Genomic DNA, 24330 nt, shown 5'->3' on the forward strand with positions numbered 1-24330 from the left:
ATTAACGATTAAAAGTCAGGCGTTTTCCTTTAATATTATCATTAAAAACACCTTCATTATAGATTAAATTTCCATTTACAAAGGTATGGGTTATGGTTGATGAGAATGTAGTTCCTTCAAAAGGAGACCAGCCACATTTGTATAAAATATTGTCTTTAGAAACAGTTTGTGGCTTGTTGGTATCAATTAAAACGATATCTGCAAAATATCCTTCTTTTATAAAACCACGTTTCTCAATTTGAAATAATTTTGCCGGATTATGGCTCATTTTTTCAACTAGTTTTTCAATCGGAATTACTCCTTCTTTTACTTTTTCTAAAAGCGCAATAACTGCATGTTGTACTAAAGGTCCGCCACTTGGTGCTTTTGTGTATACATTTGTTTTTTCTTCTAAAGTATGCGGAGCGTGGTCTGTTGCTAAAACATCAATTCTATCATCTAACAAGGCTTCCCATAAACCAAGTCTATCTTTTTCTGTTTTTACTGCTGGATTCCATTTAATATGAGTCCCTTTTTCTTCGTAATCTTTATCAGAGAACCATAAATGATGCACACAAACTTCTGCGGTAATTTGTTTTTCTTCTAAAGGAATATCATTTCTAAAAAGTTCGGTTTCTTTAGCGGTTGAAACATGAAAAATATGCAATCTTGCACCTGTTTTCTTTGCCAACTCAATAGCTTTAGAAGATGATAAATAACAAGCTTCTTCACTTCTAATAATTGGATGATATTTTACTGGAATATCATCGCCATATTTATCAACAAATTCTTGTGTATTTTTTCTGATAGTCGCTTCATCTTCACAATGTACAGAAATAATCATTTTTGTTGATGAGAAAATTTTCTCTAGAATTTCTTCATTATCAACCAACATATTCCCGGTAGAAGAACCTAAAAATAATTTAATTCCGGCTACTTTTTTAGGATCTGTTTTTAATAATTCTTCTAAATTATCGTTTGTTCCTCCAAACATAAAAGAATAATTAGCGTAAGAATCGTTTGCTGCAATTTTAAATTTATCTTCTAATAAATCTTGCGTTGTAGCTTGCGGTACGGTGTTTGGCATTTCTATAAAAGTAGTAATTCCGCCAGCTACAGCAGCTCTACTTTCTGTAGCAATATTTGCTTTATGTGTTAAGCCAGGTTCTCTAAAATGTACTTGATCATCTATAAAACCAGGAATTAAAAACTTCCCTTCTGCATCAATAATTTCAACATTTTCAGTTGCATTTATATCTGATGAAATTTCTTTTATAATTCCGTTTTCAATGAGAACATCCCCTAAAAAGGTTTTGTTTTCATTTACAATTCTTGCGTTTTTTATTAAAGTTGATTTCGCCATTTTTTATAATTATTTTTACTGAAAATACTTTGCTGATTTTTGCAAAGTTAGTAAAGTTTTTAATTGTTTTTTTTTACTATTCCTATCTATTAAATACTCATTTTCATGTTCACTAAGATTTTGGTAAAACCAAAGCGCTCATAAGATTTTATTGCCGCAGAATTATTGCTATAAACATCCAATCTTAATTCTTTCAAATCTTTTTTTACTGCCCAATTTTTTAAAGACTCTAAAATTAAATTACTAATCTTGTTTCCTCTAAAAGCTGGTTTTACAAATATAAAACCAATATAACCATGTTTTGGGTTTTTGTGATAATGTTTAGAATTTTCTATTCTTAGGTATCCAGAAGAAACTAATTGATCGTTAGAAGTAGCAACAATAAAATAAATGTCTTCATTAGAAATTAATTCGGGTATATTGTAATAAGACAATTTACCATCGCCTAAAAAAGGATCTAAAGGTCTTTCTGCTGTTATAACTCCTTGTTCAAATTCTAATAGGGTTTCTAAATCTTGTAAAGTTGCAGTTCTAATAGAAATCTCGCTCATTATACATTTTATTTTGATATACCTTGTAATCTCATTTTTATAACTCCAAATAAGGCTTCATATATTATATTTCCGCTCATTTTAGAAGTCCCTAAAGTTCTGTCTGTAAAAATAACAGAAACTTCTTTTATCTTAAAACCACGTTTCCATGCTTTAAATTTCATTTCTATTTGAAAGGCATAACCCACAAATTTTATTTTTTCTAATTGTATATTTTCTAAGACTTCTCTTTTCCAGCAGACAAAACCTGCAGTGGTATCAAATAAAGGAATTCTTGTAATTAAGCGAACATATTTAGATGCAAAATAAGAGAGTAATAATCTTTTTATATCCCAATTAACAACATTTATTTTGTTATTAACATATCTAGAACCTACAGAAACACTAATGTTTTCTATATGGCATGCATCATATAAACGAATTAGATCATCAGGATTATGAGAAAAGTCGGCATCCATTTCAATAATATAATCATACTTTCTAGCAATGGCCCATTTAAAACCGTGTATATAAGCAGTACCTAAACCACTTTTACCGATTCTTCTTTCTAAAAAAAGCTGATTTGGAAATTCTAAAATTAAGTTTTCTACAATAGCTGAGGTTCCATCAGGAGAATTGTCATCTACAACTAAAATATGAAATTCTTGCTTTTGATTAAAAGTGGCTCTAATAATAGCTTCTATATTTTCTTTTTCGTTATAAGTAGGTATTATGACTAACGCATCTGACATAAATAAAATTTCATGTGGTAAGTAGACAAATATACATTATTTAATTACTAATTTTGTGTTAATCTTACCAAAACAAAAATAGGTGCAAGCAATAGAAAGAGTAGTAATAGATAACAGTTGGATTACCATATTATTGGTGTGCTTGTTTGCCTGTGTTTTCCTTTTAAGAGGGTTGAGTGTAGTAAGGTTAAAGGGTAGTGTATCTTCTTTGTTTAATGAAAGTTTTATCGATTCTGAAATAGAAGAGAATACTTCTTTTTTTAACCCTTTTAAAAATGTCATTTTTATTTTTTCTATTACAGTTCTTGCTTTATTAACCTATAAAATCTATTTGTACTATAATTCTTCTGCAGAACAAGGTTTTTATACTTTTCTGAAGATTTTTGGAGTTGTTTTTTCATATTTAACGATTAAAAGGCTATTAGAATTCTTGCTTTCTGTAGTTTTTAAGATTGATAAAAAGCTAGATTTCTTTTTAGTTTCTAAGTCAGTCTATTTCTATTCTGTTTCTTTTTTTCTACTTATAGCTATTGTTTTAGTAGAATACTCACAATTAGACACCCCTTTTTTAGTCTATTTTTCGGCACTTTTATTTTCTATTCGATTTATATTTCATGCGGTAATTAATAAAAAGCTGGTTTTTAGCGAGTTGTTTTATTTTATTTTGTACCTTTGCGCCGTCGAAATAGCACCGCTATTTGTACTGTTTAGATTGCTATTTTAACTAGAAAAAAGAAGCATATGAAAGTGAAAACGATCTTAGTATCGCAACCAGAACCAAAGACTGAAACTTCCCCTTATTTTGACTTGTCTGATAAACAAAAAGTAAAGATAGATTTTAGACCATTTATTCACGTAGAAGGTATATCTGTCAAAGAAGTAAGAGGAGAAAAAGTTGATTTACATGACTTTACAGCTATTATTTTAACAAGTAGAAATGCTGTTGATCACTTTTTTAGAATTGCAGACGAGATGCGATTTAAAGTGCCAGATGCTATGAAATATTTTTGCCAGTCAGAAGCAGTTGCTTTTTACTTACAAAAATATGTAGTCTACAGAAAGAGAAAAATTTATGTAGGTACAAGAACGTTTCCTGATTTAACAAAATTAATTAAGAAACATAAAACAGAAAAATTCTTATTACCTAGTTCAGATAAGTTAAAGCCTTTAATTCCTGAAGAGTTAGATAGTTTAGGAATCACTTGGAAACGATTAGATTTATATAGAACAGTCGTTAGTGATTTGTCTGATTTAGAAGATGTATTTTATGATGTTTTGGTGTTCTTTAGCCCATCAGGAATAGAATCATTATTAAAAAACTTTCCAGATTTTAAACAAAACGCAACAAGAATAGCTGCCTTTGGTAACTCTACTGTAAAAGCTGTTACAGATGCAGGTTTTAAGTGTGATATTACGGCGCCGTCACCAGAAACACCTTCTATGACAATGGCTTTAGATAAATACATAAAATTAGCAAATAAGAAGTAATATTTCTTAAAACGCTATAAATTACATAAAAAAAACCAAGCAATTTTGCTTGGTTTTTTTATGATTTTTTTTCAGTTATAAATTTGATTACTTTTTTAAAGTAACTGTTCTTTCAACACTATTAAAAGGTCCCGGAATTAAATTTCCTTCAGCATCTATTAATTCTAATTTTATAGAAACTTTTCCTTTTGGTAAACCTTTAATGACCATTGGTGCCCATTCTGTTATTATAAATTCTTTGTCATTAATAGTTGCACGAACTTTAGTACCATTTTCTGAAAGTTCTGTATTTAATACGAAAAAATCTAGTAATAGATTTTCTGTATCTTTTCCTGTATACTCTCCTTTTGGTCGACTATAAATAAGTGTTGGTGCATTTATATCTAAATTGTTATCGTCCTTAGTATCTTCTCCAACAATTAATTTTTTAACAACTACAGCATTTTCGTTTTTAACAGATTCATGATAAGACCTGCTTAAGAAAGCCACCAAATGATGCACTCCATTAGGCATGTCTTTTTTAAATGTTGGCTCATAATGTGCAGAATATGGCTCGTTATTTAAAATAAAGTGAATATGTTGTCCTTTTTCTGAATTTGCTAAAAGTGCTGTGTCTTTACTTTTTGTTATTGCACCTAATTCGTAATTATTTACTTCAAAATTAAAAGCAGTTTTGCCAACAGTTTTTATTACTGTATCACTTGGTGTTATCATTTTAAGCGAAGCAGTAGCGTATTCTGGTGAGTTTTCTAATTTTTCTAAGGTAATTTTTGTACTTTTTTCCGGAGTATCGTTCACTTTTTCTTTTTTAGTCTCCTTACAGCCTACAAGTGTTATTAAAGTTAAACAGATAATACTTAATATTCTTAATTTCATATGTATTGTTTTAAGTTAATGATATTTAGTTATAAAGTTCAAATATCAATCCTTTTTAAGATTAATAATATAACAATAGCATTAGATATGAACTCATTCCAAATAAAGAAATGATTTGTTAATTTGAAATTTTACCCCATAAAAGTTTAAAACCCTTTATGAGGTGTTTGATATTAGATATTTATACTGATTCAATTTTATCTAAACCTTAATTAGTGAATTCTTAGGGAAGTCAGGTCAAAACCTGTTTGCTAACTAATAGAAATTATTTTAAGGTATGTTATTTTATAGGTAAATACTTTCAGGCCCTTCAGGTTTTGGGAACCTGAAGGGGGTTTTTACTATTAGTTTTTAGAAAATAAATTATCTTAGTAACTTCGTACAAATAGAACTGATAAATGAAAACTGAAAAACAAAAAATGCTCTCTGGTCAATTATATGATGCCTCAGATATACAACTTACCAAAGAACGATTAGAAGCAAGATTGTTATTAAAAGAGCTAAATGATTTATCAGAAGATAAAGCGGAATCAAAAAATGTTATTTTACATAAATTACTGCCAAATCAAGGGAAGAATCTATTTATACAAACTCCCTTTTATTGCGATTATGGTTACAATATAATTACAGGAAACGATGTGTATTTTAACTTTAATTGTGTTGTTTTAGACGTAACTCCCGTTACAATTGGTTCTAGAACATTAATTGGTCCAAATGTGCAATTATACACAGCAACACATCCTATAAATCATAAAGAAAGAGCTTCCGGACTCGAATTAGCAAAACCAATAACTATTGGAGAAGATGTTTGGGTCGGAGGAAGTACGGTAGTTTGTCCGGGTGTACATATTGGAGACAGAACCGTAATTGGAGCAGGAAGTGTAGTTACAAAAAATATTCCTGCAGATGTTTTTGCAGCAGGAAATCCTTGTAAAGTAATTCGAAAATTAGAAGCTTAGAAAACTTGTTTTGTACTGTTTTTTTTTAGAAGCTTTTTCCTGCTTTTCGCTATATCTTTTTTTGTTAAAAACAAAAAAAGGATGCCGCTTCAATCAGGGCTAAACCTGTTTGTTAGCTAATAGAAAATAATTAAGGTTCCTTGTTTTTTTAATAGTAAAAAAAATAAAGCTTAAGCAAACAAAGTAGCAAAAGCCTCTTCAATCTTACCTACCAAAACCAAACGAATTCCGTGATTTTTAGAAGCAATTTTATTGTATTTAGAGGCGACTAAAGTTTTGTAACCTAATTTTTCTGCTTCGGTAATTCTTTGATCTATTTTAGAAACTGGCCTTATTTCTCCAGCCAAACCAACTTCTGCAGCAAAACAAACATTCGGATTAATAGCAACATCTTGGTTAGACGATAAAATAGCAGCCACCACTGCTAAATCAATTGCAGGATCGTCTACGTTTATTCCTCCAGTAATATTTAAAAAGACATCTTTTGCGCCTAATTTAAAACCTGCTCTTTTTTCTAAAACAGCTAAAATCATGTTTAAACGTTTTAAATTATACCCCGTTGTAGAACGCTGAGGTGTTCCGTAAACGGCGGTAGAAACTAAAGCTTGTATTTCTATCATTAAAGGTCTAATACCTTCTAAAGTACTTGCAATTGCTGTTCCGCTTAAATCTGCATCCTTTTTAGAAATTAAAATTTCAGACGGATTAGAAATTTCTCTTAATCCGCTAGAAAGCATTTCGTAGATTCCTAATTCAGACGTAGAACCAAATCTGTTTTTCTGACTTCTTAAAATTCTGTACGTATGATTTCTGTCGCCTTCAAATTGTAAAACAACATCTACCATGTGTTCTAAAATTTTTGGACCAGCAATGTTTCCATCTTTATTTATATGACCAATTAATAAAACCGGAGTTGCTGTTTCTTTGGCATATTTAATCAGTTCTGCTGCAGTTTCTCTAATTTGAGAAATGCTACCAGGAGATGCTTCTATAGAGCTTGTGTGTAATGTTTGTATAGAATCTATTACCAAAACATCAGGCATTGTCTCTTCTATATTTTTAAAGATGTTTTGGGTGTTGGTTTCCGTTAAAATTAAACAGTTAGAGTTGTTTGCTTCTAATCTTTCTGCTCTCATTTTTATTTGAGACTGACTTTCCTCACCAGAAACATACAGTACTTTCTGGCTGATATTTAAAGCAACTTGCAATAATAAGGTCGATTTTCCAATTCCGGGTTCACCACCTAAAAGTGTTACAGAACCTTTTACCAATCCTCCACCTAAAACAGTGTCTAATTCGTTGTTGTTGGTAACAATTCTTTCTTCTGGGTTTAACTGAATGTCAGCAACTTTTAAAGGTTTGTTTACGGTTTGTTTTGCGGTTGTAGATTGTTTCCAAACGCGTTTTTCTTCTTTTTGTATTACTTCTTCTACAATGGTATTCCATTCTTTACAAGCACCACATTGTCCTACCCATTTTGCATGTTGGGTTCCACAGTTCTGACAGAAAAAAGTTGTTTTGGTTTTAGCCATTATAGAAAAAGTTTACAATTTTTTGAGGAACAAAGTTACAAAGTTTATGAGCTTATAAGTTTTAAAAAAAGTAATAAAAAAAAAGATTCCCAAAAAGTTAGCAAATATTTGCGTTAGCGATTGAACTACCTGTTTGAGCTCTTTTTTTGATGCTATTTTTTTAGCATAAGAAAAAAGCGAGTAGTGAAAGCGCGACCTTTTTAGGGAACGCCCTAGAAATTATATAGACTAAAGAATAGCTTAAAGTTACGTTAAAAATTAGTTCTTACAAGGGATATTTCTTATGTTGCCGCCTTTCATTTACAACAAATAAAAAAGTGAATTATGTTTAAAAAACTTATAGGAATAGAGCCTTTAGAGTTAATTGATTCGGTTAATATAAAATTAGAATCTTTAACAGAAAACCTACTATTATACACAGACAGACCAACAACAGACGATGAGATTGTAGCACGTATTGGTGATGCAGATGGTGTTTTATTAAGTTACACCACAACATTAACAAAAGAAATTTTAGAACGCTGCCCAAATGTAAAATATATAGGTATGTGTTGTTCGTTGTATGCGCCAGAAAGTGCGAATGTAGATATTAACTATGCAAACTCACGTGGCATTACTGTTACTGGTGTGCGCGATTATGGAGACGAGGGAGTTGTAGAGTATGTAATTAGTGAGTTGGTAAGATGTTTACATGGTTTTGGTACTACTTCTGATGGTAAACCAAGAAATGCTTGGGGCGGAATTCCTAGGGAAATTACAGGTTTAAAAGTAGGGATTGTAGGTTTGGGAAAATCTGGTGGTATGGTTGCGGATGCACTTCACTTTTTAGGTGCTGAAATTACTTATTTTGCCAGAAGTGAAAAACAAGATGCTAAAGCAAAAGGCTATGAGTTTTTACCATTAGAAGAACTAATGAAAACAAATGAAGTTGTGATTGCTTGTTTAAATAAAAACACTGTTTTATTGCATGAAAACGAGTTTATTAAATTTGGTAATCATAAAATATTATTCAATACAGGATTATCACCTGCTTGGGATGCTGAGCCTTTTAATAAGTGGCTAGCAGCAGGTGACAATGCCGTATATTGTGATACTCTTGGCGCTTTAGGTGATAAAGAGCTTTTAGATAACCCTAAAGTTAATTGCTTAGAAGTTTCTACAGGTAGAACACAACAAGCATTTGTTAGATTAAGCGAAAAGGTGTTAGCTAACTTAACAGCTTATTTTAAAAAGCAATAGGCGAAGTAATATTTCTTAATGTATTAACAATACTCCAGCCAGCAATTTTTGCCGTTTGACTATAAATGTTTAAAACGGCATGAATTTCCTGGCTTTTTATTTCTATACGATGATTATCGCCAACAAATTCTGGGATAGTTTTAATAGAAACGTTTACGTTTTCTGGTCCTGTTGATGCCAGTGCAGCCGCTACAGAAACGTTTACTTGTCTTGGAAAAAGTGCGATAGCTTCTACAGCAGTACCTTCAAAAGATTGGTGTTCTTGCGTTTCTATAATAGGGTTATAAACTGGGCTATTTCTCATGGCTCTTGGCGATTTTGTAGACTCGAAAGTCACTTCGCTTTCTTCCATTAAAGACACAGTTCTTAATACGTCGAATCCTCCAACAGCTCCTGATGCAATATGAACTCGTGTACCATATTCTGAAGCTGTTTTTTTAACCTCTTCGTAAAAATCGGCATCTGCAAGACCTCCTATGGAGATTGTTACTATTGATGTTCCGTTTTTTAAGGTTGGCAACGCTAATTCTTTTAAAGAATCTGGTGAAGATGCTTCTACAAGATAGTCTGGTTTTAGCATTAATAATTCTTCTAGAGAATGACATGCTGTACAGGTATATCCTCTATCTGTGTTATTAATATGATTTGAAAAAACCTCGGCCTTATTGAAAGTCCTTGAGTATGTGCCGATAATTTGAAAATCTGGCAACAAGCCTTTATCTAAAGCCTGTACAACGATGCTTGCAAGTCCGCCGCAACCTACAATTGCTAATGTTTTTTTTTCCATAAAGGCAAACATATTCCTTTTTTACAGTATAAGCAATTATAAAAAGTTATTTATTCTTATTGTAAATTGGTAGTGCAAAAAATGCCAACCCTCCAAAAATGATAATCATTGCAGTTTGTGCGGTCCACATAATCCAACCAAAAGCGGTTGCAGGTTCTGTAGGCACATCAAACAAAGCCAAGGCACCAGCAACAGCAATTGGGTATAATCCAATTCCGCCATTTGTTGCTGCAATGGAAAATCCGCCAGCAATAAAACCGATTAATATTCCGCCAAACGGAACGTGTAATCCTTCAATTGCAGGAATTGTTGCCCAAAACATGGCAACGTACATTACCCAAATAAATACGGTATGAAAAATAAATGCCCATTTATTTTTCATTTTAAAAATACTAGTAACACCTTCTAATAAGCCGGCAACAAAGGTTTTAATTTTTAATAAAAACCCAGATTTTGCTTTCTTTATAAATGATGTTAAAATGTAAAAACCAAGAATAAGAACCGTTAAGCCAATAATGATTTTTGTTGGATTAAAGTTTTTGGTTAAGAGTTCGTAGATAAAATCGAATTGAACAAAAAGTGTTATTGCAACGATAGAAAGCATCATGATTAAATCAGCAATACGTTCGGCTACAATAGTTCCAAATCCTTTTTCGAACGGAATTTTCTCGTAGTTTGCCATTACGGTTGCTCTAGAGATTTCTCCGGCTCTTGGTATGGCTAAGTTTACTAAATAACCTACTAAAACAGCTAAAACACTATTTGTATATTTAGGCTTAAAACCTAAAGGTTCTAGCATAAATTTCCATCTATAAGCTCTAGAAAGGTGACTCAAAATTCCGAAAAATAGCCCAAGGAGAATCCAGCCATATTTTGCATCTTTAAAATACCCTATTAGAACATCTAAAGAGATTTTAGAGAGAGAGTACCATACTAAAAAACCTCCCAAAACGAGAGGTAGTACAGTTTTTAATATTTTTTTGATATTCAAACCTATGTAAGTGTATTGTCTTTTTCGTTAGGGAAAACTAAAGATGGCTTAAAGCTTTTTGCTTCTTCAAAATCCATGAATCCGTAAACGATTAGAATTAAAACGTCATTAACAGCAACCTTTCTTGCTGCAGCTCCATTTAAGGTGATTTCTCCACTTCCACGAGGTCCAGGAATCGCGTATGTTTCTAAACGCTCTCCATTATTATTATTTACAATTTGAACGCGTTCACCTTCAATAATGTTGGCAGCATCCATTAAATCTTCATCAATGGTAATGCTTCCTATATAATTTAAATCTGCACCTGTAACTTTTACACGGTGGATTTTTGATTTTACAACTTGTACTAACATGGGGCAAAAATACTATTTTTTTTGATTACTACTATTTTAATCGAATGTTGTCTATCAATCGTATTTCTCCTGCGTAAACTGCAATAAAAGCACGGTTTTTCTTGTTAGATTCTTTGTTTTTTATGGTTTCTAATGATTTTTCATCAGCAATTGTAAAATACTCTAATTCTAATAAAGGGTGTTCTTTAAATTGATTTTCTACCCACTCAGTTACGGTTACAGCATTTTCTATGCCAAATTTACTTTTAACTTTTTTAAGAGTTTTGTAAATAAATGGTGCTGCTTCTCTATGTTCTTTAGATAATCTAGCATTTCTAGAACTCATTGCTAAACCATCTGCTTCTCTAAAAATTGGACATCCTTTTATTTTTACAGGCAGTCTGTTTTTTCTAACCATTTTTTTGATGATCTGCAATTGCTGAAAATCTTTTTGACCAAAATAAGCTCTATTAGGTGTTACAATTTCAAAAAGGTTTTTTACGATGGTACCAACACCATCAAAATGCCCTGTTCTAAATTTGCCTTCCATTTGGTGTTCTAGTCCGTCAAAATCAAATTTTTCTGAAGCTATGTTTTCTGCATAAATTTCTTCTACAGAAGGTAGGAATAATACATCACAAGAAACACTTTCTAGTAATTTAGTATCATTTTCTATGGTTTTTGGGTATTTAATTAAGTCCTCTTGGTTGTCAAACTGGGTTGGATTTACAAAAATACTTACTACAACTAGATCGTTTTTCTCGATTGCTTTTTTAATTAAAGATAAATGACCTTCGTGTAATGCGCCCATTGTTGGCACAAAACCTATGGTTTTATTACCCTCTTTTTTAGAGGTTAAATATGCATTTATTTCTTGTTTAGTGTTAAAAATTTTCATCTTCAAAAATTAAGTATAGTCTGCAAACTTACCAATTTAACACGATATTAGCATAAAAATTTGTATTTTTGCGCTTCTTATAAAAGAGTTTGATTTAATGAAGGACAAGAGAATATTATTTGTTTCATCTGAAGTAGTTCCATACTTACCCGAAACAGAGTTATCATCTACAGCCTTTAATGTTGCAAAAAACGCACATTCTAAAGGAGTACAAACAAGAATTTTCATGCCAAGATATGGCGTAATTAACGAGCGAAGACATCAGCTACACGAAGTAATTCGTTTATCTGGGATGAATCTAGTAGTTAATGATATGGATATGCCATTAATTATAAAAGTTGCTTCTATTCCTAAAGAAAGAATGCAAGTATATTTTATAGATAATGAAGAATATTTTAAACGAAAAGCCGTTTTTACTGATGAAGATGATGATTTGTTTGAGGATAATGATGAGCGCGCTATTTTCTTTGCAAAAGGAGTTATAGAAACTGTAAAAAAATTAAACTGGGCGCCAGATATTATTCATGTTCATGGATGGATGGCTTCTCTTTTACCTCTTTATTTAAAAGAGTTTTATAAAGAAGAACCTTTGTTTACAGAAAGTAAAATCATAACGTCTTTATATAATAACCCTTTTGAGGGAACGTTAGATGAATCTTTAGCTGATAAAGTGAAATTTGATAATATTTGTGACGAGAAAATTGCTACAATTAAAACACCAAACTTTACAAACATATTAAAAAGTGCCATAGAAAATTCTGACGCAATTATACATGGTAGTGAGGAAATTTCAGAAGAATTAGCTTCTTTTATAGAAGGTAAAGATATTCCGGTTTTAGAATATCAATCTGAAGATTTAAAGGAAAGTTATTTAAATTTTTATGCTGATTTAATTTCAGCTAATTAATTATTTTATAAAGTGAGGAGATTTTTTGAGAAAAGCACATTTATTGTAGCTTTAGTATTCGTGTTTACAGCTGTTATTTCTTGTGAAAAAGATTTTACAGATATTAAGTCTAGTATTATTAGTAATACAAAGTTTGATACAGATACCTTAACTGTTAAAGGAATTGTTATAGAAAATAGCCCTATTACAAGTGTTACTTCTGATAATATTTCTGCAGAGCCAGGTTTATATCTACTAGGTGTTCATACTGGGACAAATGGTGATTACGAAAAAATAGAAGCTTCTATAGTTTCTCAACTAGCTTTAAGTTCAGGTTTAAAGGTAATTGATGATGAAAATATTTACGGTTCTGATACTATTGTGGTTACTACAATAGATACTGCATTTGTAAAATTACCATATCAAGTAACTTTTAATGATGATGGTACAGCGTATGAGTTAGATTCAATTATAGGAGATCAAACTAAAGCGTTTAATTTAAATGTTTATGAAACCAGTACTTATTTAAGTATATTAAATCCTACAGAACCTTCAAAATTGAATAGTTATCAATCTAATGATGTATTTGAAAAAGAAGGAGTTGAATTGAATGTTACTTCAGATTTTAAATTTTTACCAAGCTTAACAGACTCAATTGTAGTTAAAAGATGGTTAAGTGATGAAACTGTAGCTACCCAAGATACTGTAAAATATTTTAATTCTACATCTGCTACAATACCAGTACCTTTTGCAGTAATTCCTTTAAAAGAAGATAAAATTAAAGAATTATTCCTAGATAAATATGAATCATCAGATTTTGATTCTCAGGCTGCGTTTAATGACTATTTTAGAGGACTTATTCTAGAAGCTACAGGAGACGAAGGATCTTTAGTTTCTTTTAATTTTAATGCTACGGTTAAGCCATCACTAGAAGTTTATTATACAAATACAGTTGTTGCTGGAGGAGTTATTATAGATACAATTTACAAAAATGATAGTTTTTTATTATCTGGAGTAAGAGCAAGTACTTATAAGATGGATGATAAAGTATATCCTTCAGATAAAATTGTATTACAAGGAGCTGCAGGAAGTGAAGCTAAAATAAACCTTTTTGGAGCAGACACAGATGGTAATGGAGTTGCTGATAAAATAGAAGAATTAAGAGCTAGAAATCTGTTGATAAATGATGCTTCTTTAACTTTTTATATTAATCAATCTATAGATACAACAGCTGTTCCTTATCAATTATTCTTGTACAAGAGTGATGAAAATGTACCACCTGTTTACAGTCAAGTAAAAGATGTTTATTCTGAGGGAGCTACTATTTTTGGAGGTTTGTTACAGAGAGACTCTAATGGAAAGAAAGAGAAGTACACTTTTAGAATTACAGATTATATTTCAGACTTATTAAGTGGTGAAACAAATTACTCTCCAACATTAAGACTTAAAGTAATTAACGCTACAGACTTACTAACAGTTACAGATACTATATTTAAGAATTATAATTGGAATCCGAAGGCAGTAACGCTTTTTAATCATGAAGCTATAAATGGTAATAAAAAGGTAGAGTTAAAGATTTCATATTCAGAGAAAAAGGATTAAAAAAAAACGAACTAAAAGAAAATTTTATGTGTGGAATTACTGGCTATATTGGCTTTAGAGATGCTTACCCGATCGTTGTAAATGGACTTAAAAGACTAGAGTACAGAGGGTATGATAGTTCTGGGATAATGATGTATGATGGGAAAGAAATACATCTTTCTAAAACCAAGGGAAAAGTTTCAGATTTAGAAGCTATAACTGATAATGACGAAAAAAGAAAAAAAGGAAATATAGGAATTGGCCATACACGTTGGGCTACTCATGGGGTGCCAAATGATGTAAATTCTCATCCACATGTTTCTCAGTCTGGTGAATTAGTTATTGTACATAACGGTATTATTGAAAACTACGACACTTTAAAAAAAGAGTTAATATCTAGAGGTTATGTTTTTAAGAGTGATACAGATACTGAGGTTTTAGTTAATCTAATAGAAGAAGTAAAAAAGAACGAAGGTTGTAAGCTTGGGCAAGCAGTTCAACTAGCATTAACAAGTGTTGTAGGTGCTTATGCAATTGCTGTTTTTGATAAAACAAAACCAAATGAGTTAGTTATTGCTCGATTAGGAAGTCCTATTGCAATTGGAGTAGGAAAAGATAATAGTGAATTTTTTGTTGCTTCTGATGCATCGCCATTTATAGAGTATACAAAGAATGCTATTTATTTAGAGGATGAAGAATTGGCAGTTGTTAAAATTGGTAAAGACATAAAAGTTCGTAAGATTAAAGACGACTCTATGGTTGATACTAATATTCAGAAATTAAAACTGAGTTTAGATCAGATAGAAAAAGGTGGTTATGATCATTTCATGTTAAAAGAAATTCATGAGCAACCTAAGGCTATTATAGATACTTATAGAGGTAGAATGTTACCTAATGAAGGACTTATTAAAATGTCTGGAATAGATGACAATTTAAATAAGTTTTTAAATGCTGATAGAATTATAATTATTGCTTGTGGTACTTCTTGGCATGCTGGTTTAGTTGGTGAGTATTTAATAGAAGATATGGCGCGTATACCTGTTGAGGTTGAGTACGCATCTGAGTTTAGATACAGAAACCCTATAATTACACCAAATGATGTGGTTATTGCAATTTCTCAATCTGGAGAAACTGCAGATACTTTAGCTGCTATTAAATTAGCGAAATCTAAAGGAGCTTTTGTATTTGGTATTTGTAATGTAGTAGGTTCTTCTATCGCAAGAGAAACACACGCAGGAGCTTATACACATGCTGGTCCAGAAATTGGAGTAGCTTCAACAAAAGCATTTACAACTCAAATTACGGTACTTACATTAATTTCTTTAAAGTTAGCAAAGGCAAAAGGAACAATGTCGGACTCTGCTTTTAGAATGTATTTGCAAAAAATGGAATTAATTCCGGCTAAAATAGAGGCACTTTTAAAGATTGATGAAAAAGTAAAGGAAATTGCAGCTGTTTATAAAGATGCAAAAAACTGTTTGTATTTAGGTAGAGGTTTTAACTTTCCGGTAGCATTAGAAGGCGCTTTAAAATTAAAAGAAATTTCTTACATACATGCAGAAGGATATCCTGCAGCAGAAATGAAACATGGTCCAATTGCTTTAATTGATGAGAACATGCCAATTTTTGTTATTGCAACCAATAAAGGTCATTACGAAAAAGTAGTGAGTAATATTCAAGAAATTAAATCGAGGTCTGGTAAAATTATTGCAATTGTAACAGAAGGAGATACACAGGTTAGAGATATAGCAGATCATGTTATAGAAATTCCTGAAACAGAAGAAGCGTTAACACCGTTATTAACTACAATTCCTTTTCAATTATTATCCTATCACGTTGCAGTGATGTTAGGTAAGAATGTAGATCAACCAAGAAATTTAGCAAAATCGGTTACGGTAGAGTAATTTTTATTACACTTTATAAAATTAAACCCAGCTTATAGCTGGGTTTTTTTATTTAATAAAAGTAATATATGACACTTAAATTTTGTGATTAGTTAAATATCAACATTGTATATTGATATGTAAAAAAAAAATATACTTACCTTAGTCCTTAAAATATTTAATGTAGTATATAAAATAGAAAAGATTTTCATTTTATTATGTCTATATAATTATCCCTATTTCTATGAATTATAGTCAAATAGCCCTTTTGTTTATGCAGGGCACTTTAGTTGCTTTGGTAATTCTTTTTTTATTTCACCTTAGAAAACAGTTGGGTATTGGAGTTATGTTTGCATGCCTGGGATTATTTCAATTTGTACAATTATTTTTATACAGTAGAGTTTCTGTTTCAATTACAGATAGTTTTTTTGTTTCACCAGGCTCTGTTGTTTATTTTACGGCATCTCTCTTTGTGATACTTATGGTATATATAAAAGAAGATGCCATTGAAACAAAAAAACTAATTTATGCGCTGTTTATAGTAAATATAGTAATGACAATTCTTGTACAGGCATTAAACTTACATTTTAATAATACATCAATACAAGGAACTTATAATGCATCAGTAAACCTTTTCGATATAAGTTTAAGAGAATTATTTATTGGTACAATTGTGTTATTTTTAGATGCTTTTTTAATTATACTTTTATTCGAATATATATCTAAAAGAGTAGAATGTTTATTCTTACGCATTTGTGTTACCATGTTAATTGTTGTAAGTTTTGATACATTATTCTTTGTAACCCTTAATTTTTGGGGAGTAGATAATTTAAAGTCAATTATCGTATCAGGACTTATATCTAAAGGGATTTTTACAGTCTTTTATAGTGCGCTTCTTTATTTTTATTTAAGATTTTTTGATTTAAACAAGCAGCTAACAGGCGTGTTTAAAATAAAAGATGTTTTTGAGCCTCTAACTTACAAGCAGAAATTTGAATCTGCAGAAAAAGTAATTGAAGAAACTACAGAGATGTATCGTATACTAACTGATCACTCTAATGATTTAATTTTCTTACAAGAACCAGATGGTGCTTTTAAATATATTAGCCCCTCTATAAAGAATATATTAGGCTACGAACAACAAGATTTAGTAGGTAAAAAAGTTTTTAGTATTGTTCATAAAGAAGATCTTAATTTTTTAAACGAAGTACTATCAAAAAAGTTGATTAGTAGAGGTGTTATTTCTGAAGCTATTCCTGTTAGAGTTCATCATAAAGAAGGTCATTTTGTTTGGTTAGAGTTTTTGTCATCTCCCGTTTATGAAGGAGATGAAATTAGTTACTTTGTTACCTCTGCTAGAGATATTACGCAGAGAGTTTTATCAAAGAAGAAACTTCAAGATTCTTTAGAAGAATTAGAAAAAAAGGAACACTCTTTAGAGGAAGCTAGTAAAGTTGCTAAAATAGGATATTGGGAATATGATATTAAAACAGAGACTTTTACTTGGTCTGATTATATGTATACTATTTATGGAATGGACCCCGTAAATGGAGTTCCTTCTCAAAAAGAACTGATCTCTCTATATGATAAAGAGTCACAAGAAAAAATAGTACAGGCTGTAAAGGATGTTGCTATAAAAGGAGTTTCTTGTGATGTAGAATTAAGGTTTGTCAACAAACAAAATGAAGTTGTTTGGGAGCGTACTGTAGCCCAATCTATTTACAACGAGCAAAATGAAGTTGTAGGTAGAATAGGTATTATGCAGGATATTACAGCCTTTAAAAAAGCACAATTTGAAGAAGAACTGTCAAAAGAAAAGATTCAATCTTCTCTAGAGCTTTTAGAGAAAAAGGATTATGCCTTGAATGAAGTGAGTAGAATGGCAAAAATTGGTTATTGGGAGTATAATAACGAACAGGTTAATATTATCTGGTCTGATTATCATTATGACATTTTTGGATTTGATCCTAAAAAAGGAATTCCTCCACGAGAAGAAATTGTAGCACTTTTTGATGAAGAATCTCAAAGAAAGATTGTGCAAGTAAATTTAGAGTTGAATTCAAATGGAACGCCTTATGATATTGAATTAAAGTTAACTAATAAAAAAAAGGAAGAAATTTGGGTGCGAAATATAGTGCAACCTGTATTCGATAAACAAAATAAAGTTATTGGAAGAAGAGGTCTTTTACAGAATATTACAACTTCTAAAAAAGCCCAATTAGCCTTAGAGCTTTCTAATGAAAAGATTCAAAATTCTTTAGAAGAATTAGAAAAAAAGGACTACTCTTTAAATGAGAGTAGTAAAATGGCCAAAATAGGGTATTGGGATTATATTACTGCAACAGATACATATACATGGTCCGATTATATTTATCATATATATGGATTAAACCCAAATGAAGGAATTCCGCCACATAAAGAAGCAGTAAAGGTTTGTGATAAAGAGTCGCTAGATAAATTATTAGCAGCCACTGTAGAGTTGAATACACATGGCACACCTTATAATATTGTTTTAAAATTAATTAATAGAAATAACGAGGAGGTTTGGGTAAGAAATGTAGCTAAGCCTATATATAACAAACAAAATGAAATTATTGGAAGAAGAGGTGTGTTGCAAAATATCTCTGAATGGAAAAAGGCACAATCTGAATTAGAACTGTCTAAGGAAAAGATACAATCTTCGTTACATCTTTTAGAAAAGAGAGATCATTCTTTAACTGAGTCTAGTAGGATTGCTAAAATTGGGCATTGGGAGTATGATATAGCAACTGATTCTTTTGTTTGGTCTGATTATGTGTATGAAATTTATGGTTTGGCTTTAAATGAGGATATTCCAACACGTAAGGAAATGGTGGCTTTTTACGATAAAGATTCTCAGTTAAAGTTAGCAAAATCTACTGTAGACCTTACTTTAAAAGGCACTCTTTATGATATTGAATTGAAATTAATTAATAAAAAAAATAAAGAGTTATGGGTAAGACAAGTGGTTCATCTTGTTTACAACGATAAAAATGAAATTATTGGAAGAAGAGGTGTAGTGCATAATATTACAGCTGCTAAAAATGCTCAAATAGAGTTAGAAATTTCTAAAGATGAGATTCAGAGGTCTTTAGAGTTGTTGGAAATTAGTGAGTTCTCTAAAAATGAAGCTAGTAAAATGGCTAGAATAGGGTATCTAGAGTATGACATTGCAACTGAAACTTTTACTTGGTCGGAATATATATATCATATTTTGGGGATTGATATAAAACAACCAGTGCCTTCACGTAGAGAAATAGCAGATTTTTTTGACGAGGAATCTAAAGTAAAGATGGGGGAAGCTACCTTAAAACTCGATACTGAGGGTGTTTCTTTTGATATTGAGTTGAAATTGACAAACCTAAGAAAGGAAGAAGTTTGGATTAGAATTGCAGTTGAACCTGTTTATGATCAACAAAATAAAATTATTAAAAGAAGAGGTGTTTTGCAAGATATTACAGCTTCTAAAAATGTTCAACTAGAATTAGAGGTTTCTAAAGAAAAGATTCAGAAGTCTTTAAAATTGTTAGAAAGCAGTGAGTTTTCTAAGAGTGAGGCTAGTAAGATGGCTAAAATGGGATATTTAGAGGATGACATTGCAACTGAAAGTTATATTTGGTCAGAATATATATATCATATTTTTGGGTTTGACATAAAACAACCCGTACCCTCACGAGAAAAAATTGCAGAACTTTTTAACGAAGAATCTCAAGAAAAGATGAGGAAAGCTACCTTTAGATTGGATACAGAGGGTGTTCCTTTTGATATTGAGTTGAAATTAACAAACCTAAGAAATGAGGAAGTTTGGATTAGAATAGCAGTTGAACCTGTTTACGATCAACAAAATAAAATTATTAAAAGAAGAGGTGTCTTACAAAATATTACAGCTTCTAAAAAAGCTCAACTAGAATTAGAACTTTCTAAAGAAGAGATTCAGACTTCCTTAAAACTGTCAAGAATAAGAAAGAATTCTATGAATGAGGCTAGTAAAGTAGCTAAAATAGGATATTGGGAACATGATTTGTTAACAGACACTGTTGTGTGGTCTGAATACGTGCATCGTATTTTCGGATCAAATTCTGAAAATGGAATTCCATCAGAGCTGGAGCTCTTGAAGAAAATGAATAAAGAATCTCAAGAAAAACTTGTAGAAGCAACTACAGCACTTACTATTAGTGGTATTTCTTATGATCTAGAATTGAAATTTATTAATCTAAAAGAAGAAGTTGTTTGGGTTAGAAATGTAGCGCAACCTATTTACAATGAACAGAATGAAATTGTTGGTAAAAGAGGTATTTTACAGAATATTACAGAATCTAAGCAAGCACAACAAGAATTAGAGCTATCTAAAGAAAAGATAGAAAATGCTTTAAAACTTTTAGAGAAAAAGGAATATTCCTTGAGAAAAGCAAGTGAAATAGCTAAAATAGGCTACCAAGAATATGATAATGCAACGGATACTTTTATATGGTCTGATTATGTTTATGATATTTTAAGGTTTAATATAAAAAAAGGGATTCCATCACGTGAAGATGTTATTGCAATTTTTGATGATGAATCTGTAGAGAGGTATACGAAAGCAACTCAAGAACTGATTAAAAATGGGACTCCTTTAGATTGTGAGTTGAAGCTTGTTACCAATGATAAAGAAGAAGTTTGGGTAAGAAATTTTGGTCAGCCTGTTTATAACAAACAAAATGAAGTTATAGGAAGAAGAGGAGTTTTACAAGACATTACTGCGTCTAAAAAAGCACAGTTTGAATTAGAGGTTTCTAAGAAAAATATTCAAACCTCTTTAGAATTGTTAGAAAAAAGTGAATATTCTAAGAACGAGGCTAGTAATTTAGCTAAAATAGGGTATTTGGAATATGATAATGCTACAGATACTTTTGTTTGGTCTGAGTTTCTATTTCATATTTTTGGATTGGATTCAAAAGAACCAGTACCGCCTTTAACAGAAGTTATTGATTTTTTAGATAAAGAGTCGCAAAAAAAGATGAAACAAGTGACTTTAGATCTTGAGCAACATGGTATTCCTTATGATATTGAACTTAGGTTAATTAATAAAAAGAAAGAAGAGGTTTGGGGTAGAATGATAGTTCAGCCTTTATTTAATGAGCAAAAAGAGGTTATTGGTAGAAGAGGAGTTTTTCAAGATATTACAGCTTCTAAAGAAGCGCAGTTTGCATTAGAACTTTCTAGAGAAAATATTCAGAGGTCTTTAGAGTTATTGGAAAGTAGTGAATATTCTAAGAATGAGGCTAGTAAAATGGCTAAAATAGGGTATTTGGAATATGATGTTTCTACAAATACTGTTAAATGGTCTGAGTATCTTTATTATATTTTTGGATTGGATCCTAAACGTGCAGTACCATCTTTAAAAGAAATTATTGCTTTTTTTGATAAAGATTCTCAAGAGAAGATAAGACAAGTGACTTTTGATCTTGAGTTTAATGGAAGCCCTTATGATATAGAGCTAAAATTAATTAATAAAAGAAATGAAGAGATTTGGGCAAGAATGATAGTTCAACCTTTATTTAATGAGCAAAAAGAGGTTATCGGTAGAAGAGGTGTTTTTCAAAATATTACCGAGAGAAAACAAATAGAAAACGAAAATTTAATAATAACAGAGAGGTATAGAAATCTTTTTGATAATGCAACGATTTCTGTTTGGAATGTAGATCTATCTGCAGTAACAGAACAATTAGAAGAACTTAAAAAGCTTAAAATATCTAATTTTAGAGTTTATTTAGAGCAGCATCCTGAGGTGTTCTTTTCGATACTTAAAAAGGTAGTCATAAACAAAGTGAACAAGGCTACTGTAAAACTTTTTAAAGCAAATAGTGAAAAAGAGTTTTTAGAAGAGAACATGGAAAACACATTTGGTACAGGTGCGCATAAAGTATTTGCCGAATTTATCATTTCAATTTGGAAAAAGGAGAAAACATTTACATCCGAAGTAAATTATAAAACTTTTAAGGGTGATGAGTTTGCGGCTCTAATTTCAATTCCAATTCCTCTAAATTTAGAACAGCAAAAAACAGTTCCTGTTAGTATACAGAGTGTACAAAATATAAAAGATGCTGAATCTGAAAAAAGAGAATCTTTAAATAGGTTAAAAGAAGCACAAGAGTTAGCCCAAGTTGGTAGTTGGTCGTTTGATTTTTCAACAAAAAAATCAGAATGGTCAGATGAAACGTTTCGTATCTGGGATTTTGATTTAAATAAACCAACACCAGAGCAAGTAGATATTTTAAATAGAATTCATAAAGATGACCTTGATTATTTTGAAAATGCAGCATCTTTAGTTTACATTAAAGGAATGCCTTATGATATTGAGTTTAGAATTTGTTTACCAAATAATGTAGAAAAAACCATAAGGTCTATATGTAAGCCCATATTTGGTAAAAATAAGGAAGTAGTCAGTTTAAAAGGTACCAATCAAGATATTACTGCTCAAAAAAAAGCAAGAAGTGAAATTGAGAAAGCAGAAGAGATGTACCGTATATTAACGGATAACTCTAATGATTTAATCTGTTTGCATGAAGTTGATAGTACCTTTAAATATATCAGTCCTTCTATACATAACTTATTAGGTTATGAGCAATCAGAGCTTTTAGGGACAAAAGTGTTTGGTATTGTTCATAAAGAAGATATTAAGCCTTTATTAAAAGTAATGTCTGAAAGAACATTTAGTAATATGTATACTGATGCATTTAGTTGTAGAGTGTTGCATAAAGAAGGTCATTACGTTTGGTTAGAGTTTTTATCTTCTCCAGTTTATAAAGATAATATGATTAATTCCTATATTTCATCAGCAAGAGATATAACACAATGGGTATTGGCGAAGCAAGAAATAGAAGAATACCAATCATCACTTCAGAAATTAACGACAGAAATGACGTTGATAGAAGAAAAACAGAAAAAAGAAATTGCAACAAACATACATGATCATTTAAGTCAGTCTTTAGTAATCTCAAAAATGAAAATTAATGAGTTGAAAAAAAGACCTCAATTAAAATTTATTGATGAGGATTTAAAATTTATTGAAACTCATATTTCTGAAGCTTTAGAAAATAGCCGTAAAATTACGTACGAACTTTCACCTCCGGTATTATATCAATTAGGTATTATTGAAGCGCTAAGTTGGTTGTTTGATAATGTAGAGACTACACATAAGATTGCTTGCGTAGTTAATAGTAATGTAGATAATATTAATCTTGATGAAGTAAAATCTATTTTACTGTATAGAAGCATACAAGAAGTGTTAACCAATGCTATAAAGTATGCAGATGCATCTTTAATAACTTTAGATCTTGATAAGAATAAGTTTGGGTTAGATATTTTTATTACAGATAATGGAGTTGGTTTTAATACAGCAGTATTGAGTAGTCTTCACAATCATTCAGGTTCTGGTTTTGGTTTGTTTACTGTTCAGGAACGAATTAAAAACATTCAAGGAAAATTTACAATAAAATCAAAAATAAATATGGGTACAACTGTTAAAATTTTTATACCTTTATCTAAATGAGTTATTTAAAAGATATTAAAATTGTATTAGTAGATGATCATAAGCTATTAAGAGATGGTTTAAGAAACATTATAGAGCAGAGGTCTAATATGCACATAATTGGCGAAGCTTCCGATGGTAGAGAGGCTATAAAAATATGTCCAAAACTTTTGCCAAACGTTGTTGTTATGGATGTTGCTATGCCTGGTTTAAATGGTGTAGAAGCAACAAGGCAGATTCATAAAAACAATCCAGAAATAAAGATAATTGGTCTTTCTATGCATTCCAGTAAGCAGTTTATACAGAGTATGTTTAAAGCTGGTGCTTTTGCTTATTTGTTAAAAGATGGAGATTCAGATGAATTGATTACAGCAATATGTACTGTAATGCAAAATAAAAAATATCTTTCAAATGATATTAATCAAGAGTTTCTTTCGGTATTAAAAGAGCCTAAAGGAATAGAAAAAACACAATTAAGTTCTAGGGAGAAAGAGGTATTACAGTTAATTGCAGAAGGGCGTTCTTCTAAAGAAATAGGAGAAATTTTATTTTTAAGTCCTAAAACGGTTGATGTACATCGAAATAACATTATGAAAAAACTAGACTTATTCACTATTCCCGAATTAACAAAATATGCCATTCAAGAAGGGTTAACTTCATTAGGTATTTAATAGGTATATACTTTTTTATATAGCTGTTAAAATAGAATGATAAGCACTTTGCTTA

Annotated in this window: 18 protein-coding genes; 9 read left to right on the top strand and 9 right to left on the bottom strand. The window is 30.8% G+C overall.

What is annotated here, in order from left to right; all coding sequences use genetic code 11:
• Nucleotide 1: 1 nt before the first annotated feature.
• From GQS57_RS05495 to GQS57_RS05505, 3 genes are all read right to left on the bottom strand, one after another.
• On the bottom strand, nt 2-1342 hold the full coding sequence (locus GQS57_RS05495; protein WP_165731576.1) for a dihydroorotase: 1341 nt from the start codon (nt 1340-1342) through the stop codon (nt 2-4).
• A gap of 89 nt (nt 1343-1431) precedes the next feature.
• On the bottom strand, nt 1432-1893 hold the full coding sequence (locus GQS57_RS05500) for a GNAT family N-acetyltransferase (protein ID WP_165731577.1): 462 nt from the start codon (nt 1891-1893) through the stop codon (nt 1432-1434).
• Between the two features lie 8 nt (nt 1894-1901).
• Nucleotides 1902-2624 (bottom strand): polyprenol monophosphomannose synthase, encoded by a 723-nt coding sequence (locus tag GQS57_RS05505; RefSeq protein WP_165731578.1) that lies wholly within the window; start codon nt 2622-2624, stop codon nt 1902-1904.
• A gap of 82 nt (nt 2625-2706) precedes the next feature.
• Between GQS57_RS05505 and GQS57_RS05510 the strand changes: the two genes are divergently transcribed.
• Both GQS57_RS05510 and GQS57_RS05515 read left to right on the top strand, forming a co-directional pair.
• Nucleotides 2707-3348, top strand: a complete 642-nt coding sequence (locus tag GQS57_RS05510; protein ID WP_165731579.1) for a DUF4271 domain-containing protein — start codon at nt 2707-2709, stop codon at nt 3346-3348.
• Between the two features lie 17 nt (nt 3349-3365).
• Entirely contained in the window at nt 3366-4112 is a 747-nt protein-coding gene (locus GQS57_RS05515; RefSeq protein ID WP_165731580.1) for a uroporphyrinogen-III synthase, read from the top strand.
• A gap of 87 nt (nt 4113-4199) precedes the next feature.
• Here the strand turns inward: GQS57_RS05515 and GQS57_RS05520 are convergent, their stop codons facing one another.
• Complete coding sequence (locus GQS57_RS05520; RefSeq protein ID WP_165731581.1) at nt 4200-4988, bottom strand: hypothetical protein; 789 nt, start codon at nt 4986-4988, stop codon at nt 4200-4202.
• Nucleotides 4989-5386: 398 nt separating this feature from the next.
• On the opposite strand from GQS57_RS05520, the gene GQS57_RS05525 reads away from it, so the two are divergent.
• On the top strand, nt 5387-5947 hold the full coding sequence (locus tag GQS57_RS05525) for a sugar O-acetyltransferase (protein WP_165731582.1): 561 nt from the start codon (nt 5387-5389) through the stop codon (nt 5945-5947).
• 170 nt (nt 5948-6117) lie between these two features.
• On the opposite strand, the gene radA is transcribed toward GQS57_RS05525, so the two are convergent.
• Nucleotides 6118-7479 (bottom strand): DNA repair protein RadA, encoded by a 1362-nt coding sequence (gene radA, locus GQS57_RS05530; RefSeq protein ID WP_165731583.1) that lies wholly within the window; start codon nt 7477-7479, stop codon nt 6118-6120.
• 324 nt (nt 7480-7803) lie between these two features.
• On the opposite strand from radA, the gene GQS57_RS05535 reads away from it, so the two are divergent.
• A complete protein-coding gene (locus GQS57_RS05535; RefSeq protein WP_165731584.1) occupies nt 7804-8718 on the top strand; it encodes an NAD(P)-dependent oxidoreductase in 915 nt (304 codons plus the stop codon).
• On the opposite strand, the gene GQS57_RS05540 is transcribed toward GQS57_RS05535, so the two are convergent.
• From GQS57_RS05540 to panC, 4 genes are read right to left on the bottom strand one after another with little or no spacing between them, the layout of a single operon-like run.
• Nucleotides 8705-9505, bottom strand: a complete 801-nt coding sequence (locus GQS57_RS05540) for an aspartate dehydrogenase domain-containing protein (protein ID WP_165731585.1) — start codon at nt 9503-9505, stop codon at nt 8705-8707. The genes GQS57_RS05535 and GQS57_RS05540 overlap by 14 nt on opposite strands.
• 46 nt (nt 9506-9551) lie before the next feature.
• Nucleotides 9552-10496, bottom strand: a complete 945-nt coding sequence (locus GQS57_RS05545) for a lysylphosphatidylglycerol synthase transmembrane domain-containing protein (protein ID WP_165731586.1) — start codon at nt 10494-10496, stop codon at nt 9552-9554.
• Nucleotides 10497-10498: 2 nt separating this feature from the next.
• Complete coding sequence (gene panD, locus GQS57_RS05550) at nt 10499-10849, bottom strand: aspartate 1-decarboxylase (protein WP_165731587.1); 351 nt, start codon at nt 10847-10849, stop codon at nt 10499-10501.
• Between the two features lie 31 nt (nt 10850-10880).
• Nucleotides 10881-11726: a pantoate--beta-alanine ligase gene (gene panC, locus GQS57_RS05555; protein ID WP_165731588.1), complete on the bottom strand. Its 846-nt coding sequence runs from the start codon at nt 11724-11726 to the stop codon at nt 10881-10883.
• Nucleotides 11727-11823: 97 nt separating this feature from the next.
• Between panC and GQS57_RS05560 the strand changes: the two genes are divergently transcribed.
• The 5 genes from GQS57_RS05560 (at nt 11824) to GQS57_RS05580 (ending at nt 24275) form a co-directional block, all read left to right on the top strand.
• A complete protein-coding gene (locus GQS57_RS05560) occupies nt 11824-12633 on the top strand; it encodes a glycogen/starch synthase (RefSeq protein ID WP_165731589.1) in 810 nt (269 codons plus the stop codon).
• 12 nt (nt 12634-12645) lie between these two features.
• Complete coding sequence (locus GQS57_RS05565) at nt 12646-14214, top strand: DUF4270 family protein (protein WP_165731590.1); 1569 nt, start codon at nt 12646-12648, stop codon at nt 14212-14214.
• Nucleotides 14215-14240: 26 nt separating this feature from the next.
• Nucleotides 14241-16097, top strand: a complete 1857-nt coding sequence (gene glmS, locus GQS57_RS05570) for a glutamine--fructose-6-phosphate transaminase (isomerizing) (protein ID WP_165731591.1) — start codon at nt 14241-14243, stop codon at nt 16095-16097.
• 253 nt (nt 16098-16350) lie between these two features.
• Nucleotides 16351-23625: a PAS domain-containing protein gene (locus GQS57_RS05575; protein WP_165731592.1), complete on the top strand. Its 7275-nt coding sequence runs from the start codon at nt 16351-16353 to the stop codon at nt 23623-23625.
• Entirely contained in the window at nt 23622-24275 is a 654-nt protein-coding gene (locus tag GQS57_RS05580; protein WP_205860213.1) for a response regulator transcription factor, read from the top strand. Before GQS57_RS05575 ends, GQS57_RS05580 begins: the two co-directional genes overlap by 4 nt.
• Nucleotides 24276-24330 lie beyond the last annotated feature (55 nt).

Source organism: Polaribacter sp. 20A6, from assembly GCF_011378915.1.
GTDB lineage: Bacteria > Bacteroidota > Bacteroidia > Flavobacteriales > Flavobacteriaceae > Polaribacter > Polaribacter sejongensis.

Bases quoted from the DNA above. Each gene is read 5' to 3' on its own strand.
- GQS57_RS05495 (WP_165731576.1), bottom strand. From the start codon at position 1,342: ATGGCGAAATCAACTTTAATAAAAAACGCAAGAATTGTAAATGAAAAC.
- GQS57_RS05500 (WP_165731577.1), bottom strand. From the start codon at position 1,893: ATGAGCGAGATTTCTATTAGAACTGCAACTTTACAAGATTTAGAAACC.
- GQS57_RS05505 (WP_165731578.1), bottom strand. From the start codon at position 2,624: ATGTCAGATGCGTTAGTCATAATACCTACTTATAACGAAAAAGAAAAT.
- GQS57_RS05515 (WP_165731580.1), top strand. From the start codon at position 3,366: ATGAAAGTGAAAACGATCTTAGTATCGCAACCAGAACCAAAGACTGAA.
- GQS57_RS05520 (WP_165731581.1), bottom strand. From the start codon at position 4,988: ATGAAATTAAGAATATTAAGTATTATCTGTTTAACTTTAATAACACTT.
- GQS57_RS05525 (WP_165731582.1), top strand. From the start codon at position 5,387: ATGAAAACTGAAAAACAAAAAATGCTCTCTGGTCAATTATATGATGCC.
- radA (WP_165731583.1), bottom strand. From the start codon at position 7,479: ATGGCTAAAACCAAAACAACTTTTTTCTGTCAGAACTGTGGAACCCAA.
- GQS57_RS05535 (WP_165731584.1), top strand. From the start codon at position 7,804: ATGTTTAAAAAACTTATAGGAATAGAGCCTTTAGAGTTAATTGATTCG.
- GQS57_RS05540 (WP_165731585.1), bottom strand. From the start codon at position 9,505: ATGGAAAAAAAAACATTAGCAATTGTAGGTTGCGGCGGACTTGCAAGC.
- panD (WP_165731587.1), bottom strand. From the start codon at position 10,849: ATGTTAGTACAAGTTGTAAAATCAAAAATCCACCGTGTAAAAGTTACA.
- panC (WP_165731588.1), bottom strand. From the start codon at position 11,726: ATGAAAATTTTTAACACTAAACAAGAAATAAATGCATATTTAACCTCT.
- GQS57_RS05560 (WP_165731589.1), top strand. From the start codon at position 11,824: ATGAAGGACAAGAGAATATTATTTGTTTCATCTGAAGTAGTTCCATAC.
- glmS (WP_165731591.1), top strand. From the start codon at position 14,241: ATGTGTGGAATTACTGGCTATATTGGCTTTAGAGATGCTTACCCGATC.
- GQS57_RS05575 (WP_165731592.1), top strand. From the start codon at position 16,351: ATGCAGGGCACTTTAGTTGCTTTGGTAATTCTTTTTTTATTTCACCTT.
- GQS57_RS05580 (WP_205860213.1), top strand. From the start codon at position 23,622: ATGAGTTATTTAAAAGATATTAAAATTGTATTAGTAGATGATCATAAG.